The sequence below is a fragment of the Halioglobus sp. HI00S01 genome, assembly GCF_001635445.1.
In the GTDB taxonomy this organism is placed as follows: Bacteria; Pseudomonadota; Gammaproteobacteria; order Pseudomonadales; family Halieaceae; genus Halioglobus; species Halioglobus japonicus.
Genome location: NZ_LWEE01000025.1, coordinates 240,526 through 257,506, shown reverse-complemented (window position 1 = coordinate 257,506; position 16,981 = coordinate 240,526). Strand labels below are relative to the sequence as shown.

The window sequence follows — 16,981 nt, the reverse complement described above, 5'->3', positions numbered from 1 at the left end:
GTCGCCCTATGACGACACCACAACGTCCCGTGAATTCCCACACGGCCTATCACGCCCACATCTATTTTGATGAGCAGAGCAAAGCACTGGCCCGCCGTCTGTGCGACGCCTCGGCGAGTGAGTTTGGGCTCAAAGTAGGGCGCTTCCACGAGAAGCTGGTGGGGCCGCATCCCTGTTGGAGCTGCCAGGTGACACTGGGTACACGCGATTTCGATCGCTACATCGCCTGGCTGGAGAAAAACCGGCAACAGTTGACAGTGTTCATCCATCCGCTAACCGACGATGATGTCCGGGACCACACCGAGTTCGCCTACTGGCTGGGAGACGAGATTGCACTCAACCTTGATATTTTTAAGGCCACATGAGCGCGGAATCCAATGCCATTGGATTAGGGGCCCAGGAGTGATTGGGGGTGCTCGTGCCGACTGACGACAGAAGCATTGTGGTCTTTGACGGGGTTTGCCACTTCTGCAATGCCGCTGTTCTGTTCATCATCAAGCGTGATCCCGAGGGGCGCTTTGCTTTCACGCCAATGCAGAGTGAGCTGGCTCAGGAGCTACTGGCTGAGTACGACGTTGGCAGCAGCGGCGTTGACACCTTTCTGTTGGTGAAAGACGGCAGGCCCTACGTTTTCTCCGACGCGGCCCTGGAAATCGCGAGAGACCTCACAGGCTGCTGGTACCTGTTCAATGTATTTCGAATCATACCCAGCGCTGTCCGAAATTATCTGTACCAAATGTTTGCAAAGCGTCGCTACCGGCTGTTTGGTAAGCGGGATAGCTGTATGGTTCCCAGTGACGATGCGAAATCGCGTTTCATCGGAGTTTAATGCGAAATGCATGACCTGGCCCAACACACTGTCGGTTGCCCATACTGTGGCGAGGTGATTGAGGTATTAATCGATGCGCAGGAAGCAGGGCAGCAGTACATCGAAGACTGCCAGGTTTGCTGCCGGCCCATTACCTTCTCTCTCACAGAGGATGCCCAAGGCTACTTGATCGTGTCAGTTTACGATGAGAATGAATCCTTCTGAGTAGAGCGACTTGAAAGCTCTCGCGGTATAGCTGATTCTTTGCGATGTGTTAGTCTTGTGAACGTCCGCTTTTGTCCACAAAGCGGACGTTTGATTGCCTAAGCCGAATAGGCTTCTATCGCCTAATTCCTGCCCAAGGTAGACACACTTCAAACCAACGAGCTTAGAATGCTCGTGTCGAGCGACAAGGAAATCGATTTGGCTTGTCAGGTCGTTATCCTTGGCAGCCAGTATGATGTCTTCAGGGGTTTCAGGGATAGGCTGAACAATGACATCGCGCTTGTCCAAGCCTACAACGCGCTGAAACTCAAACACTTTGATCTGCCATACGAACAATACAGAGATGCAAAGGCCGCGTTTATCGAGCGCGTTCTGTCCTGATCCATAGTCCCTTCTGCTGAACTGCCAAGAACAGCATTTTCCGGGCGTAGATTGCTCGAGCGCCACTTGCCTCTATAGCCGCATGCTGACATTCTTGAAAAATCTCGCACAGGGGAGCCCCCATGATTCGACTCGTATTCACCGCTTTCGCACTGGTCAGTGCGCTTGGTGCACAGGCCGCTGAACCTATCCGCTCTCACCACGCGGTGAGGACGCTGGACATCTATCGCCATATCATTGAAATCGATACTTCCAAGAGCAAAGGCAATACGGTGCCGGTCGCACAGTATCTGGCTGATCAGCTTACTGCGGGCGGCCTGCCCAAGGAAGATGTGGAAGTGGTGGAGCTGTTTGGCTTCGGCGCCCTGGTCGCGCGTTATCGTGGTGACGGTAGCTCGGGTAAAAAGCCCATTCTCTTTCTGGGTCATATGGATGTCGTAGAGGCGCTGGCTGAGGATTGGGAGCGTCCGCCGTTCAAGCTGACGGAAGACGAAAAGAACTTCTACGCGCGTGGCACGGTTGATAACAAGTTTGGCATAGCCCAGCTCACCTCTACGTTTATTCGCCTCAAGGAAGAGGGCTTTGTGCCCGACCGGGACCTCATTCTGGTGTTTACCGGTGATGAGGAGAGCGCAATGGTCACCACGCGCTACTTTGCACAGAAGCGACCGGACATCCTTGAGGCGGAGTACGCCCTGAATTCGGACGCTGGCCGCGGCGAACTCAACGCGAAAGGTGACCCCATTGTCTACGCGGTTCAGGCAGCAGAGAAAACCTACTCAACCTGGGAGATTACAGCGACTAACCCGGGTGGTCACAGTTCACGTCCACGCCTCGACAATGCTATTTACGATCTCGCCAGCGCCATAACGAACATTCAGGGCTATCGCTTTCCGGTGCAGTGGAGCGAAATGACGCGGGCTTACTTTAAAGAGACAGGAGAGCTGATCGGCGGCGAGCTGGGTGAGGCGATGATCGCATTTTCCTATGATCCCAATAATGAGCAGGCCAGCGATCGTCTTTTTCGTGAGTCATCCTATGTCGGGTCCACCCGCACTACCTGTGTGGTGACCATGCTGCGTGCAGGGCACGCGGAGAATGCCTTGCCGCAGTCTGCGACCGCCACGGTGAACTGCCGGATATTCCCGGGCACAAGTGCAGCCGAGGTAGAGGAGGTGCTCAAAGAGGTGGTGGCCAATGACGGAATACAGTTTGAGCTGCTTACCGATGTCATCGAGAGCCCGGTCTCTTCGCCAAGGGAAGATGTGATGTTGGCCGTGACTAAAGCGGTTTACAGCCGCTACCCCGGTATCCGAGTCATGCCTTATATGGAATCAGGCGGTACGGATGGCATGCACTTTCGCAGAGCCGGTATTCCCACCTGGGCGGTGAGCGGCATCTTTATGAACCCTGACGAGATGTTCGCCCACGGGCTGAATGAGCGAGTGCCCAAGGCCACTTTCTACGGCGCGTTGGATCACTGGAGCATAATTATTCGTGAACTGACAGGTGGCGCAGAATAAGATTAGTTGAAGTAACTATGGGGGAGATTTAAGGATATGGATGCAGCGAGTATTGCGGTGGGGCGGTTTCTTTTAGGTCTCTACTTTTTCATACCTGGTATTCAGAAGTTCGCAGATTCTGAAAGGCTTACAAGCTATATGCAGGCCCATGATATAGCTTATGCGTCCCAGCTATTGCTGTTTGCCGGCGTTGTTAGCGTCGTGGGCGGCGCTCTGTTAATGACGGGCAGATATGTGAAATTGGTAGCCTATGGGTTTGTCGTCTATGTGCTGCTTGTAAACCTAATGCTGCATAACTTCTGGGCCATGAGTGATGATATGGTGGCCAGGGAAATGCAGAACTTTGTCAAAAATCTTGGGATTCTGTCGGGTTTGTTAGTGATTGCCGGCTACGCGCTGCCTCGTCCGCTTACAACCCGTGGTTGGTGGCAGAGCGACAAAGCACATGTCTGATTCTAAAAGCGGATATGCAACGTCGTATTGATCACGGAAAGTATGATAAATGTTCACACAAGGCCCCTCACTTCAGCTGACCTGTCGGCCATGCGAACCCTGCTGTTTGCTGAAGGTCCCAACCAATGGAATTACCTGACGGACGAGAGTGTTGATGATCAGATGGCATTAATTCGTGAGGGCAAAGCCACGGCGGTGATTGTAGAAGACACGCGAATTCTCGGTTTCGCTGTGCTGATCTTTGGCGCACAGAGTCCCGCCAGGTTGGCAAAGTATGCGAATCTCGCAGAGGTCGCCTATATCAATGATGTCGTTGTCAGCCGTGAGCTGGTGGGCAAGGGGTATGGCACTCGCCTACTGGAGGAAGCAGTTGCAGTGGCCGCTAGAGAGGCCTTTAAAGCAGTGTATATAGAGCGGCACGAAGAAAATCTGGCCTCTGCAGGGATGATGCGGAAAGCGGGTTTTGCGCTCGTGGAAACCTTCTATGATCCGGACAAACGGTTTACCGGCTCCCGCAATACGACGGTAATGGTGAAGCATCTCTAAACAGGGCGGGATGAATGTTTAATGAACCGGCAAGGATTAGTCGATGATGACCTTCTTCAAAATTTACACGTTCGTGTTCGCGGGCCTGCTCTTGCTGTCGCTGGCGACAAAGATTCTGATGAAACTCCGGGGTAGCTACGATCGTACCCCTGATGCTGTGCAGATAGAGGAAGCTCTGATGATGCCCTTTATGCTGGTCGCGTTACTCGGGTGTTTCGGCTACGTATTCCAGTCGGCTCTGTTCGGTCAGGTCTTTTGGCAGGCATATGTCGTGGTTTTCATTCTGCTATCTCTAGCCAGCTATTGGATGCCTAAGTTTCAGTGGATGAAGTCAGAGCTCGCGCCGCGCAAGTTTGCCATCAGTTTTTTGGTGCTCAGCCTGATGAACCTGCCATTTTTCTACATGCTTATTGACTACGCCTATCTGAGTTATCCAGCGGCGTGATTCGGTGCGACTGGCTAAGCGGTGATTAGCCACGAGAAATAGTCTTTCCCTCCACTTTTAATATTGGCCGCATGTCTATAATGAAGCCTGAGTGCGGCTTTGTTTAGCTGGTGTAGAGCAAGCAATGCCGATGGTTATTACATTGAAATTAACAGGAAGTTAGCATGAATAAATCAGTACTCCGTATCTCTTCAATTGCCGGCGCCTGCGTGCTCCTGGGTGCAATAATCGCCGTTGCCGGTGAGAAGCCACCTGCAGACGCTATTCCCTTGTCGGAGATCGTCAAGTCTATTGAAGCAAAGGGTTATGCGCCCATTGTTGAGGTATCGATAGATGATGGTGTCTGGGAGGCTGAAGCCTATAAAGGGGCGGAAAAGCGTGAGCTCAAGGTCGACCCTTTGAGCGGCGATATTATTTCTGACCGGCCCGACAAATAGGTTTACGAAGCTGTGTGAGCGCAGCCTCCAGGTCATATGGTTGTCTAACCATGCAGTGCGCGTGTTGCGCAACGCAGCTATCTCAGTGAATCAGGCGCTTATCCAACACCGCCATCGAGGCGGCCTTGTCCCGTTGGATCACAATGGCGCGCGTTCTCAGGAAGCGCAGTAGACCCTGCTCGCCCATCCGCGAGGGGCCCATGCCGGGAAATCGCGCCCTGATGCTGAGGCGCAAGGGTAGCCTCGACTCCCACTGCATAATAAACCCCGGTGTACTGGGCTTCGGCGAGTCCTGAGTCTGCAACGCGACTAGCTCACGCTGGCCAATGGTCGACAGTTGCATCACCGTCGAATAGGCACCGGGCAGCGGGTAGTCATATTGCACCCCTCACCGCTGGCCTCGGCTTTTCTGGCACCGTTTGCGCAATTGCCGGCGAATGACTTCGATGTCATTGCCCTGGATACGCCAGGGTACCGCGACAGTGACCCGCTGGCACAGCCAGAAGACATCCTCAAGCCAGATGTGGAGGTACTCAGCGAGATACTTGGGTTACTGGAAGATGGCCATTTTTTGCTATTTGGCACTGCAACGGGGGCTCAGCTGGCCATAGAATCAGCCAAATCGTACTCGGATTACTTCATTAGCATTGCGTCGGAGAACATCGCGGCGTCATCTGATGAGGAGCGGCATGCGGCGATCGCGCAATGTTTCAAGGGTCTGAGGCCGCCTGGAGATGGCTCGCATATCAGTCAGGCGCGGCAGATCGCCCCACAGATGTTCCATTTTCCCTGGGAAGGCACCTCGTAAGCGGCGCGTATATCGGCGCTAGAGCCACCGCGGGAGGTCCTCGAGACGACGGTGCGGGCCTATCTAAAGGCGGGGCCGGATTATGCCTGAGCTTACAAGGCTGCGTTTGCCAATGAGCGACCAGGAAAATAGGCGGCGGTTGAGCAACCGGTGAAGGTGATGATGTGGCAGGGTGCGTTGTCGCGGGCGTGCGGTGTCTATGGCAGACAATATTGAATTTATCGACGCGCCTGCGGGTATCGAGGCGCGTTACCAGGTAGTGCAACAGGCGCTGCACAGCTTTAAGGATGGTGGATGAAAACAACACAGGTACAATTGTCGAGCACGCCTGAAGGTTTCCCCGAAGAGCATCACTTCCAGGTGGCCGAGGTTGCGTTGCCGGCACTGGGTGACGATGATGTGCTTTTAGAAACGCAACAACTGACGCTGGATCCATACATGCGCGAGCAGATTGCCGGCCGTCACTTGTCGGGCTCGGTAGCGCCGGGTCGGGGCCGTCGCCTGTGCTGTGGATTGTTGCCCGGACCGTAGTCTATGGCCTGGTGGTGTATGACTTTGAGGGCCTGCGCCAGGAGTTTTTGGATGCTGTGGCGCCGCTGATTGATGCCGGTACCTTGAAGGTTCCGGAAGATAGGGTCGAAGGGCTTGCGAATGCGCCTGTCCTGTTTTGTAAGCTGATGCGCGGAGAGAACCGCGGCAAAGCTGGGATTGAAGTTGCCTAAACGCTAAGGAGCAAAAGATGTCTAAAGCCGCAAGGCCCCTGGAAGGTATTCGCGTCATTGAAATGGGTCAGCTGTTGGCCGGCCCGTTCACCGGCACGATCCTCGGTTACTTCGGGGCAGAGGTGATTAAGGTTGAACCGCCTACCGGCGATCCGGTGCGCGGCTGGCGCCTGCTTGACGATAACGGTATGGCCTATTGGTGGCGAAGCTTGGGTCGCAACAAGAAGAGTGTGACCCTGGACCTGAAATCCGAGCGTGGCCAGCAACTGGCCAAGGATCTGATTACCACCGCCGATGTGGTGGTTGAGAATTTTCGTCCCGGCATGATGGAAAAATGGGGCATTGGCCCGGACACCATGAAAGCGGTAAACCCCGGCCTGATCTACGCGCGCATTTCCGGTTACGGCCAGTACGGTCCCTACGCATCCAAGCCCGGTTACGCTTCAGTGACCGAAGGCTTTGGCGGCTTCCGTTACATTAACGGTGAAGAGGGCAAGCCGCCTATTCGCACCAATATCAGCATGGGTGACACCCTGTCAGCGATTCACGCGGCACTGGGTATTGCCCTGGCGATTATCCAGCGCTCCAAGCCCGGCGGCGAGGGGCAGGTGGTCGACGTGGCCCTGTACGAATCTATCTTCAACCTGATGGAAGGCATTGTGCCGGAATATGATGGTGCGGGCGCGATTCGCGGTCCTTCAGGCACCACGGTGACCGGCATTGTGCCTACCAATACCTACCTGTGCGACGACGGTAAACATGTGGTGATTGGCGGTAACGGCGATTCGATATATAAGCGCCTGATGGCGGCTGCAGGCCGTTCCGACCTGGGTGAGCACCCTGAGATGGCAGACAACGCCGGCCGTGTGATCCACCAGGCAGAAATCGACGCTGCATTGGCGGACTGGTGTGCAGGTCATAGCTCCAAGCACATCATTGAGGTGCTGGAAGAGGTCCGTGTACCTGTGGGGCCGATCTACAGTGTCGAAGATATGGTGGCGGACGAGCACTACAACGCACGCGGTATGTTCGAATCGGTAGAGATCGACAGCAAGCCCCTGAAGATTCCCGCCATTCTGCCCAAAATGCAGGGCACGCCCGGGCGTACCGACTGGGCCGGCGGCGACATCGGCAGCCACAACGACGAAGTGCTCAAGGGCATTCTCGAACTGGGTGACGACGAAATGGCCAAGTTGAAGGAAGAGGGCGTGATCGGTGATTGATCGCGTTGTCTTTACTGATGTGGGGCCCCGCGATGGGCTCCAGAATCAGCCCAAGATTCTCACCATCGATGAGCGCCTGGCGCTCATCGAATCGATCGCCGCTGCCGGTGTTAAAAACATCGAAGTAGGCAGCTTCGTATCGCCCAAAGCGGTGCCTGCCATGGCGGGCACTGACCAACTGGTGCGGCGCCTGCCGACCGACGACAGCGTGCATTACAGTGCACTCATTCCCAATCGCAAAGGCTATGAGCTGGCGCGGGATGCCGGTGTGCGCACGGTGAATATGGTGTTGTACGCCATTGAAGGCATGGCTCAACGCAACGTGAAGATGAGCATTGTCGAAGCGGAAGAGGCCACGGGCCAGATTCTCGAGATGGCGAAGAATGACGGTGTTTCTGTTGTCGCCGCGATTGCCACCGCCTTTTGCTGCCCCTTTGATGGGCCCACCGATCCAGGTGTAGTCAAAGACATTGTGCGCCGTTTTACGGATACCGGTATTGAGCAACTGGTTCTGGCTGACACCATCGGCGCCGCCAATCCCATGGAGGTGCGCTCACTTACTGCCGACCTGGTGGCAGAGCACGGCGCAGATCGCCTCGGCTGCCATTTCCACGACACCCGCGCCATGGGCCTGGCGCTGGTGTTTGCCGCGTTGGAATCCGGTATTTATCGCTTCGACGCCTCCATCGGCGGCCTCGGCGGCTGTCCGTTTGCACCCGGTGCCAGCGGCAATGTGGCCAGCGAAGATGTAGTGATGATGCTCGAGCAAATGGGCGTCGGCACCGGTATCGATCTGGAGGCACTGCTGCGTGCGTCGGATCTCTCTGAGCAGCTCACGGGCACGGCGCCCGGCGGGCGAGCCAAGCCCTGGTTGGGGCCCTGGTTAGAAAAGCAACGCGCTTAATCTGAACGCCGGTCACTCACCGGCGTTTTTTTTGCTCTATACTCTCCTGCTTTAATGCACATGACAGGAACACTCCATTGCGTAACAAACCCACCCTGCTTGGCGGCGCCTGTGCGCTTTTAATGGCCTTTAGTGCCCCCACTTACAGCCTCTCACCCCTGCAACCCGAAGACATCTTCCAGCTTCAGCAAGCCACCCAGCCTGTTGTGAGCGGTAATGGCGAGCGCATTTTTTATCTGCGCCAATCCATGGATATTATGCAGGACCGACGCCGCACCAATGTGTGGATGATCGACAGCGATGGGGGGCAGCACCGGCCGATTACGTCCGGGGCAATGAATGCCGGGTCGCTGGCGGTGGCGCCGGATGATAATCGGTTGGCCTGGGTGGCCAGCGACGACACCGGCGCGCAGATATTTATGCATTGGCTCGACAGTGGCCACACCGCGCAGCTGACGCGGTTGCCGGCGTCGCCTGGTAATCTCGCTTTTTCGCCCGATGGCAATTGGATTGCCTTCACCATGAAAGTGCCGGCCAAGGCAGAAACCATTGGCAGCCTGCCTGCGGCCCCCAAGGGGGCTAAGTGGGCAAAACCACCCACGGTGGTCAACAAGCCGGTGTTCCGCTTTGACGGGGCAGGGGAGATCAGCCCCGGGCACACCCATGTGTTCCTAGTGTCTACCAACGGCGGTAGCGTGCGCCAGGTGACCTCTGGTGACTTCAATTACAGCAGCAGCCTCAGTTGGGGGAGCGACAGCAAGGCTTTGTATCTCTCGGCGAATACCAATGACGATTGGCTTTACCAGGCGCGTGAGTCAGAGCTCTACCGTCTTGACGTGGCAACTGGTGAAATCGAACAGCTCACCGATCGCAAGGGCCCGGACAGCAGCCCCAGGGTCTCACCGGATGGTCGCAAGCTGGCCTACCTTGGCTATGATGACGAGGAACTGGCGGCTGATCAAAACGATGTGTACGTGATGGATCTGTCGTCCGGCAAATCGCGCGCAGTGCTTTCCGATCTCGATCGCGGTGTCACGGCGGTGCGCTGGTCAGCCAATAGCAAGCGTCTCTACATCAGCTACGACGACAAGGGCGACACGGTACTGGCCAGCACGGATTTGTCCGGCAACCTCAAAGAGATTACGCGTGCCCTGGGCAGCGTGGCCTTTGGTCGCCCCTACACCGGCGCGCAATTCGATGTGGGCGGCAAGGACGTGATGGCCTACACCGTGGGTGGCCCGTACTCACCGGCGGAGCTGGCCAGCGGCCGCGCCAATCGTGCCGGCGAGCAGATCACCCAGCTTAACCAAAACATCCTCTCCCAGCGCGAGCTAGGGCAGGTTGAAGAGATGTGGGTAACATCCTCTCACGATGGCCTGGATATCCAGGGCTGGATTGTGAAACCGCCGGGTTTTGATCCGACCAAAAAGTACCCGATGATCCTGGAGATTCACGGCGGCCCATCAACCGCCTATGGTCCGCACTTCTCGTCCGAAGTGCAGCTGTTTGCAGCGGCGGGCTATGTGGTGCTCTACGCCAACCCCCGCGGCAGCACCAGCTACGGTCAGGCGTTTATCGATGAGATTCACCATAACTATCCGAGTGAAGACTACGACGATCTGATGTCAGCGGTTGATGGTCTGCTGGCCAAGGGCTATGTGGATGAAGATCAAATCTATGTCACCGGCGGCAGCGGTGGCGGCACGCTGACGGCCTGGATCGTCGGTAAGACCGACCGCTTCCGCGCTGCTGTGGTCGCCAAGCCGGTGATCAACTGGACCAGCTTTGTGCTGTCGGCAGACATGACCACCTTCTTCGCCCGCTACTGGTTCGGCGAAATGCCCTGGGAAAATCCTGAGCGTTATTGGGAGCGATCCCCGTTGTCGCTTGTGGGTAATGTGACCACGCCCACCATGCTGTTAACAGGGCAGTCTGATTGGCGCACACCCATGTGGGAAACCGAGCAGTACTATGCGGCCCTGAAGTTGCAGGGCGTGGATACCGCCATAGTGAGAATGCCGGGTGCCTCGCACAGTATTGCGAAGCGCCCCAGCCAGTTGTTGGGGAAAGTGGCCGCTATTCTGGCCTGGTTTGAACGCTACCAGCCGGAACAGGCCGGTGCTGATGACGGTGCCAGCTAGCACTTACCGCGGGTAACTTTCATTCATTGTGTGGACAGGCGTTAACGCACACAGCGCGTTAACGCCTTTTTTGTGTTGCCCTGATTTAGAACCAGGCGGCCTGCATGTCGTAGCTGGTTGTATCCACCTCGCCAATGATCTTGGCCCAGTGCCGGATCTCGGGCAGCTCAATGCGGAAGAAGTACTGCATGGCCTGTAACTTACCGCGATAGAACTGTTCATCGGCTTCGTGAGGTTGCTGCTCCAGGGCAAGGTCTGCGACGCAGGCCTGCTTCAGCCATAGCCAGGCAATGACCACGTGACCAAACATCTCCAGGTACTGCACAGAGTTGGAGAAGACCGCGTCAATATTCTGCGACTGGGTGGCGCCCAGCACGGCTTCTGTAGTTGACTTGAGCAGGATGACGGCATCCGCCAACTGTGTCGCGTAGGCGCTAAGATTGTCGCGCGAGGCAGCCAGGGCAATCGTTTTTTCGATCTCATTCAAGCACGCGGTGTAACCGGCAAAACCATTCATGGGCACTTTGCGCCCCAGCAAATCCATGGACTGAATGCCGGTGGTACCTTCGTGAATCGGATTCAGGCGGTTGTCGCGGTAGAACATTTCCACCGGATGTTCGTTGATGTAGCCATGGCCACCGAGTACCTGGATCGCAAAATAGTTGGCTTTGGGCCCGTATTCAGAGGGCCAGGTCTTGATGATTGGCGTGAGGAAGTCGAGCAGTGTATGAGCGGCCTGGCGCTCTTCCTCGGTCGCGGCGGTTTTTTCATCGTCCACCAGGTAGCTGCCGTAGAGGCACAGTGCGAGTGCGCCTTCAGCGTAGGCCTTCTGTGCAAGTAGCATGCGGCGGATGTCCGGGTGCTCAATGATGTTAACCGGCGGCGCATGCGGATCTTTCTCTGACAGCAAACGGCCCTGGGGGCGCTCTTTGGCGTAGTCCAGCGAGTACTGGTAGCCTGCCACGCCAGTGACGGCAGCGGATGATCCCACCATGATGCGCGCTTCGTTCATCATGTGGAACATGTACATCAGCCCCTTGTTCTCTTCGCCGACAAGATAGCCAACGGCTCCGTCCTGCTCACCGAAGCTGAGCGCGGTCGATGTCTGGGCTCGGCCGCCCATCTTGTGGAACAGCCCGGCCAGGGCGACTTCGTTGCGCTCGCCGACAGAACCGTCGTCGTTGACCAAGAATTTCGGAACAATAAACAGCGAGATACCTTTCACGCCTTTGGGCGCGCCTTTCACTCGGGCCAGTACCAGATGCACGATATTCTCGTTGAGTTCATGGTCGCCGCCGGAAATGAAAATCTTGCTGCCAGAGACACGGAAACTTCCATCAGCCTGTTTGACCGCGGTGGTGGTAAGGTCGGCGAGGCCGGAACCGGCGCCGGGTTCGGTCATTGCCATGGTGCCGGCGAAGCGGCCCGCACGCATGGGATGCACCCACTTTTCAATCTGCTCCTGGCTGCCGTGCGCTTCAATGAGGTTTGCATTGGCGGTCGTCAGGCCGGTATAGCCGGTCGCCACACCACCGGCAGCCACCAGATAGGATGTTGCGGCATTGGCTACGATATAGGGCAGTTGCATACCACCTGTCTCGTAACTGGCAGTGGGAGTGGCCAGGCCCGATTCAATGATAGCGTCCACGCCGACCTTGATGTCGGGGATCATGTGTACCTTTTCACCGTCGAACGTGGGCTGTTCGTTGTCGGCCTTCTGCCGGAACGGCAGCAGCACCTTCTCTGCCACGGTTTTGGCCGTGCCCAGAGTGGCGTCAAAAGTTTCCCGGTTATGGTCTGCGTATTGGGCGCGCTGCGTCAACGCCTCGGTATCGAACAGTTCATACAGCATGAATTCCAGGTCGCGATCGCTCATCAAGGGGGCGGGCATGGTTTACCTCTTTGTTTGCATTGCAGTTGTGATGGCTATTGTGGCGAATCCGGAGCGAAGATAACATGACATACCATGTCCGGTTCTGCCTCCTACACTGCCATCGAACTCCCTTTCGGGCGCCTGCTCAAATTCTGGCGTGGGGTGCGGGCAATGAACCAGGAAACGCTGGCCTCGAAGCTAGATTCATCGCCGCGCCATATCAGCCGATTAGAAAATGGTCGTTCCCTGCCCAGCAAGGCGCTGGTGCTTGGCATAGCCAGGGAGCTGGCCCTCGGTGAACGAGATACGAACCATCTGCTCATAGCGGCGGGTTTCAACCCCAATGTCACCAGGGTGGATTTCCACGCGCCGCAAATGCGCTGGCTGCGCAAGGCGATGACCATGACATTGCGGGCCCTCGACCCATACCCGGCAACGCTGATCGATGGTGCCAGTAATATTCTTATGGTCAATCGTGGCTGGGTGGGGCTGTTCAGTAATGCTATAGGCGAAGCATCGCTGAGTCAGGTCAGCAATCATTTTGACTTTCTATTTAGTCGCCAGGGGGCGGCAACAATGAAGAACGGCTGGGAAGACACCTTGTCGGTAATTCTCATGTCGCTGCAACAGGCGGCCCTGATGCGTGGAAGTGAAGAAGATCAGGCCCAACTGGACCGATTGATGAATTCGCCCAATGTGCCGGAAGACTGGCGTGAGCGGGGCGCGAGCCTGGAGCCCATGGCAAGCTATCGCATACAGTTGGAAGTTGACGGCGTATCACAAACGTTTTTTAACGTCAGTCAGACTGTTGGTGCCATGGGACCTAACGCCTATGTTTCTGAACCTAATCTGACGATTAATACCCTGTACCCGGAAGACGAAGCCGTCGACCTCTCGGTGCTTGTGCAAGGCGACCTGCGGCATCCTTTGTTGGCCTATTGATTGGTGTCGATCTTTTCGGCGGCCGAATTTTCTGGCACCGTTCAATGCCTCGATTGTTTCGTAAACCCACCCTGAGGAAAGCAGATTTTGGATATTGAACGCATTAACCCTGAATTGCGCGGCATCTTTAAGCGTCTCCCTGGTATTCGTCTCGACTGGGGGTGGGTGCTGTGGCTGGGCAAGCGGATTACAGGGCGGACTAAGAGCCTGACGCCCCCTGCGGGCGTGGTTGTCAACGACCACGATTGCGGCGACTTCGGTGTCCGGGTTTATGCCCCCGAGGGTGGCGGGACAGGCCCGGCAGTTCTGTGGATTCACGGTGGTGGGCTGATAATCGGCAGCGTCCCTATGGATGATTATCAGTGTCTCCAGTGGGTGCAGAACCTTGGCGTAGTGGTGGTGTCGGTGGATTACCGCCTCGCGCCCGAATATCCGTATCCTGCGGCTCCAGATGATTGCTATGCCGCCTGGCTATGGCTCCAGCAGCAGGCGCCTTCGCTGGGTGTGGACCCTGCCCGCATCGCCATCTCTGGTATGAGTGCAGGCGGTTGTCTCNCCGCCTTACTGGCGCATCGCATCCGCGATGAAGGCGGGGTGCAACCTGTGGCCCAGGGGCTGTTCTGCCCGATGCTGGACGACGAGACCGCCGCTAATACTCAACTGGATGCGATCAAGCACGCGGTGTGGAATAACCAGAGTAACCGCGCAGGCTGGTGCCACTTTCTCGGGCACGCCCCCGGTGAGCCTGAGGTGCGTGAGTACGCGGTTCCCGCCAGGCGCCAGGACCTGACAGGCCTGCCTGAAACCTGGATTGGGATTGGTGATGCGGACCTGTTCTACGACGAATCCACGCACTATGCAGAGCGCCTGCGTGCAGCAGGTGTTGCCTGCGAGTTCCATACCGCCCCTGGCGGCTTTCACGGGTTCGAAATCATTGCACGGCAAGCCCAGGTTACCCGGGACTATATGGCAGCACATGCCACGTTCCTGCGGCGCACCCTGGCTATCGAGACGTAGCCAGGCCCTTGCGGCGCCGTCTGCGCGCAGCCGAACCGATCTTGTAGGGCGTCACCTGCGGTAAATGTTGTTGTCACCTGCGGTCAGGTTCAATCCGCCAGAAGTGGGGTACTATGCGGCCCTCGGAACCAGATACCGACTCAATTTCTAACTCAGTTATCAAGGAAATCATCATGCCAAGAGTGAATCTGCAGGGTAGTTCGTCCATTGTTACCGGCGGTGCTTCCGGCATCGGCGAGGCGACCGCACGTCAGCTGGCTGAGGCCGGCTCCAAAGTGGTCATCGCTGATCTCAACGAAGAAAAAGGTAAGCAGGTCGCTGAAGAAATCGGCGGTGTGTTTGTTAAGTGTGACGTTACCAAGACTGAAGATGCCGACGCCGCCGTAGCGGCTGCCTGTGAGCTTGGCCCCCTGCGGGCCTGTGTTAACTCTGCGGGGCTGGGGCTGCCTGCGCGTACCATCGATCGCAACAACGACCCCATGGATCTCAAGGGCTTCGAATTTGTCATTCAGGTCAACCTGATTGGTACCTTTAACGTATTGAGTCGTGCTGCTGCGGCTATGGCCAAAACAGAGCCCATGGATGCAGATGGCGCTCGTGGCGCAATTGTTAACCTCGCTTCCTGCGCCGCCTTTGACGGCCAGATCGGTCAGGCTTCCTACTCGGCTTCCAAGGGCGGTGTAGTGGGCATGACTTTGCCGATTGCCCGTGACCTGAGCTCTGCTGGTATTCGAGTGAATACGGTAGCGCCCGGTCTGATTGATACGCCGATCTACGGTGAAGGCGAACACGCCGAAGCGTTCAAGGCTAAGCTTGGTGCCTCAGTACTGTTCCCCAAACGTCTGGGTGTCGGCGAAGAGCTGGCATTCACGGTCATGGAGTGTATTACCAACCCCTATATGAATGCTGAAGTCATTCGTATGGACGGTGGTATCCGTATGCCGCCCAAGTAAGTCCTGCGACGATGACGAAAAGGGAGTGGCCTGGCCACTCCCTTTTTTTGTATCAGCTCATGTAGTCGATATCAGGCCCTGCGGGTACCACGCCGGTGGGGTTAATCATCAGGTGCGAGGCATAGTAGTGGCGCTTGATGTGATCGAAATCGACTGTCGTGGCCACGCCGGTTAGCTGATAAATATCGCGGATGTAACGCGGCAGGGCGGCGAAGTCCTCCAGCCGTTGCCGGTTGCATTTGAAGTGACCGTGATACACCGCGTCAAAACGAATCAGCGTGGTAAACAATCGAATATCGGCCTCAGTCAGTGTGTCGCCCATGAGGTAGCGATTGCTCTGCAGATGTGCGTCCAGTGCATCCAGCTCGGCAAATAAAACCTGGTAGGCTTCTTCGTAGGCGTCCTGGCTGGTGGCAAATCCAGCGCGGTACACGCCGTTGTTCACGGCCGGGTAAATCCGCTCGTTCCACTCATCGATGCCTGCGCGCATGGCCTCGGGGTAGTAGTCATCTGTATTGCCCGTTAAGTCATTGAACGCTGTGTTGAGCATGCGGATAATTTCTGAGGACTCATTGTTGACGATGGTATTGCGCTCTTTGTCCCAGAGGACGGGTACCGTGACCCGGCCTGAGTAAGTGCTGTCGGCATCGGTGTAGACCTGATGGTGGAACTGGCGCTGGTTCAATGCGTCGCCAGAGCTGCCGGTGGTCTCGTCGTAGGTCCAACCGTTTTCCAACATGATCGGGCTGACCACCGAGACCGAAATAAGGTCTTCAAGCCCCTTTAGGGTGCGCATGATCAGGGTGCGATGCGCCCAGGGACAGGCCAATGATACGTACAGATGGTACCGACCTGGCTCTGCCTTGAAGCCACCCTCACCACTGGGGCCGGCGCTGCCGTCGAGGGTAATCCAGTGGCGGAACTGTGCATCCTCGCGCACAAACTTACCGCCGGAAGATTTAGTGTCGTACCAGGTGTCCTGCCACTTGCCGTCTACGAGTAATCCCATGATTGTTTCCTCCTGTATGGAGGGCGCTTACGCGCCCAGTTTGCGGTCGAGGGTGAAGGCGCCGGGGCGCGCATTGGCTATGGCCAGCAAGCCGCCCGCCATCGCCAGGTTCTTGAAGAGCATGATGAACTGCATCTGGTCGGCGAGATCGAAGTGGAACAGTACGCCGGATGCGATGCTGAACAAGGCGAGCAGAATGGCAACCAGTCGTGTCTGGAAGCCGACTACCAGGGCCGCGCCGCCAAGCACTTCGAGGGCGATCACGGCGGGGAGCAGGAAGCCGGGAACTCCCACGCTGGCCATGTAAGCGAGGTTGCCTTCATATCCGGAAATCTTCGACAGTCCGGCGAGAATGAAAACCGCTGCCATCAGGGTTCTGGCCAGTAAATCGGTGAGCCCGGCGGGGATTGCAGCGCTAATGCCGGCGTTGAGTTGTTGGTTGATTTCTGCGGTGGTCATCGTGTCTCTCCAGTGGGTGCGTTTGGTTGCGGCCTGTAGTGGCCTGCGATGGAGAAACTATAAGTCCGAAAATAGCGAAATAAAATCGTATTAAAGCGGCTCATATGTTCTA

General features: G+C 56.6%; 22 protein-coding genes. 18 read left to right on the top strand and 4 right to left on the bottom strand.

The window, feature by feature from the left end; all coding sequences use genetic code 11:
- The first annotated feature begins 8 nt into the window (after positions 1-8).
- The 9 genes from A3709_RS06160 (at position 9) to A3709_RS06120 (ending at position 4,818) form a co-directional block, all read left to right on the top strand.
- The gene (locus A3709_RS06160) at positions 9-365 is read left to right on the top strand and encodes a DOPA 4,5-dioxygenase family protein (RefSeq protein ID WP_066051628.1); all 357 of its coding nucleotides are present in this window, start codon (positions 9-11) and stop codon (positions 363-365) included.
- A gap of 53 nt (positions 366-418) precedes the next feature.
- Entirely contained in the window at positions 419-829 is a 411-nt protein-coding gene (locus tag A3709_RS06155; protein WP_156507581.1) for a thiol-disulfide oxidoreductase DCC family protein, read from the top strand.
- 6 nt (positions 830-835) lie between these two features.
- Positions 836-1,033 (top strand): CPXCG motif-containing cysteine-rich protein, encoded by a 198-nt coding sequence (locus tag A3709_RS06150; RefSeq protein ID WP_066051621.1) that lies wholly within the window; start codon positions 836-838, stop codon positions 1,031-1,033.
- Between the two features lie 174 nt (positions 1,034-1,207).
- On the top strand, positions 1,208-1,414 hold the full coding sequence (locus A3709_RS06145) for a GrpB family protein (protein WP_197484084.1): 207 nt from the start codon (positions 1,208-1,210) through the stop codon (positions 1,412-1,414).
- 122 nt (positions 1,415-1,536) lie between these two features.
- A complete protein-coding gene (locus A3709_RS06140) occupies positions 1,537-2,937 on the top strand; it encodes a M20/M25/M40 family metallo-hydrolase (RefSeq protein WP_066051615.1) in 1,401 nt (466 codons plus the stop codon).
- Between the two features lie 36 nt (positions 2,938-2,973).
- Positions 2,974-3,390: a DoxX family protein gene (locus A3709_RS06135; RefSeq protein ID WP_066051612.1), complete on the top strand. Its 417-nt coding sequence runs from the start codon at positions 2,974-2,976 to the stop codon at positions 3,388-3,390.
- A gap of 42 nt (positions 3,391-3,432) precedes the next feature.
- Complete coding sequence (locus A3709_RS06130) at positions 3,433-3,936, top strand: GNAT family N-acetyltransferase (protein ID WP_066051609.1); 504 nt, start codon at positions 3,433-3,435, stop codon at positions 3,934-3,936.
- 43 nt (positions 3,937-3,979) lie between these two features.
- Complete coding sequence (locus A3709_RS06125; RefSeq protein WP_066051607.1) at positions 3,980-4,381, top strand: hypothetical protein; 402 nt, start codon at positions 3,980-3,982, stop codon at positions 4,379-4,381.
- Between the two features lie 164 nt (positions 4,382-4,545).
- The gene (locus tag A3709_RS06120; RefSeq protein ID WP_066051604.1) at positions 4,546-4,818 is read left to right on the top strand and encodes a PepSY domain-containing protein; all 273 of its coding nucleotides are present in this window, start codon (positions 4,546-4,548) and stop codon (positions 4,816-4,818) included.
- An 82-nt stretch (positions 4,819-4,900) separates the two neighbouring features.
- Here A3709_RS06120 and A3709_RS06115 read toward each other — a convergent pair whose 3' ends face one another.
- A complete protein-coding gene (locus A3709_RS06115) occupies positions 4,901-5,203 on the bottom strand; it encodes a hypothetical protein (RefSeq protein WP_066051602.1) in 303 nt (100 codons plus the stop codon).
- Between A3709_RS06115 and A3709_RS06110 the strand changes: the two genes are divergently transcribed.
- From A3709_RS06110 to A3709_RS06085, 6 genes are all read left to right on the top strand, one after another.
- Complete coding sequence (locus tag A3709_RS06110; RefSeq protein WP_066051598.1) at positions 5,198-5,626, top strand: alpha/beta fold hydrolase; 429 nt, start codon at positions 5,198-5,200, stop codon at positions 5,624-5,626. The genes A3709_RS06115 and A3709_RS06110 overlap by 6 nt on opposite strands.
- A 294-nt stretch (positions 5,627-5,920) precedes the next feature.
- Entirely contained in the window at positions 5,921-6,157 is a 237-nt protein-coding gene (locus tag A3709_RS23590; protein ID WP_066051595.1) for a hypothetical protein, read from the top strand.
- Positions 6,130-6,348, top strand: a complete 219-nt coding sequence (locus A3709_RS23585; RefSeq protein WP_066051592.1) for a hypothetical protein — start codon at positions 6,130-6,132, stop codon at positions 6,346-6,348. Before A3709_RS23590 ends, A3709_RS23585 begins: the two co-directional genes overlap by 28 nt.
- Before the next feature lie 17 nt (positions 6,349-6,365).
- Positions 6,366-7,571, top strand: coding sequence for a CaiB/BaiF CoA-transferase family protein (locus tag A3709_RS06095; RefSeq protein ID WP_066051588.1), 1,206 nt, complete (start codon positions 6,366-6,368; stop codon positions 7,569-7,571).
- Positions 7,564-8,475, top strand: coding sequence for a hydroxymethylglutaryl-CoA lyase (locus A3709_RS06090; RefSeq protein ID WP_066051586.1), 912 nt, complete (start codon positions 7,564-7,566; stop codon positions 8,473-8,475). The genes A3709_RS06095 and A3709_RS06090 overlap by 8 nt, the downstream gene beginning before the upstream one ends.
- A gap of 77 nt (positions 8,476-8,552) precedes the next feature.
- Positions 8,553-10,616, top strand: coding sequence for a S9 family peptidase (locus tag A3709_RS06085; RefSeq protein ID WP_231871113.1), 2,064 nt, complete (start codon positions 8,553-8,555; stop codon positions 10,614-10,616).
- Positions 10,617-10,701: 85 nt separating this feature from the next.
- Here A3709_RS06085 and A3709_RS06080 read toward each other — a convergent pair whose 3' ends face one another.
- A complete protein-coding gene (locus tag A3709_RS06080; RefSeq protein ID WP_066051581.1) occupies positions 10,702-12,507 on the bottom strand; it encodes an acyl-CoA dehydrogenase in 1,806 nt (601 codons plus the stop codon).
- Between the two features lie 75 nt (positions 12,508-12,582).
- Here A3709_RS06080 and A3709_RS06075 point away from each other — a divergent pair, with 75 nt between their 5' ends.
- The 3 genes from A3709_RS06075 (at position 12,583) to A3709_RS06065 (ending at position 15,401) form a co-directional block, all read left to right on the top strand.
- Positions 12,583-13,431 (top strand): helix-turn-helix domain-containing protein, encoded by an 849-nt coding sequence (locus A3709_RS06075; protein ID WP_066051577.1) that lies wholly within the window; start codon positions 12,583-12,585, stop codon positions 13,429-13,431.
- Between the two features lie 87 nt (positions 13,432-13,518).
- Positions 13,519-14,448, top strand: coding sequence for an alpha/beta hydrolase (locus A3709_RS06070; protein WP_066051575.1), 930 nt, complete (start codon positions 13,519-13,521; stop codon positions 14,446-14,448).
- A 173-nt stretch (positions 14,449-14,621) separates the two neighbouring features.
- The gene (locus A3709_RS06065) at positions 14,622-15,401 is read left to right on the top strand and encodes an SDR family NAD(P)-dependent oxidoreductase (RefSeq protein ID WP_066051570.1); all 780 of its coding nucleotides are present in this window, start codon (positions 14,622-14,624) and stop codon (positions 15,399-15,401) included.
- A 52-nt stretch (positions 15,402-15,453) separates the two neighbouring features.
- Here the strand turns inward: A3709_RS06065 and A3709_RS06060 are convergent, their stop codons facing one another.
- Together A3709_RS06060 and A3709_RS06055 are read right to left on the bottom strand one after the other, a co-directional pair.
- Positions 15,454-16,410, bottom strand: a complete 957-nt coding sequence (locus A3709_RS06060) for a glutathione S-transferase family protein (protein WP_066051566.1) — start codon at positions 16,408-16,410, stop codon at positions 15,454-15,456.
- A gap of 27 nt (positions 16,411-16,437) precedes the next feature.
- Positions 16,438-16,869 carry a DoxX family protein gene (locus A3709_RS06055; protein WP_082849930.1) on the bottom strand — a complete coding sequence of 144 codons (432 nt, stop codon included), beginning with the start codon at positions 16,867-16,869 and terminating at the stop codon, positions 16,438-16,440.
- Between the last annotated feature and the right edge of the window lie 112 nt (positions 16,870-16,981).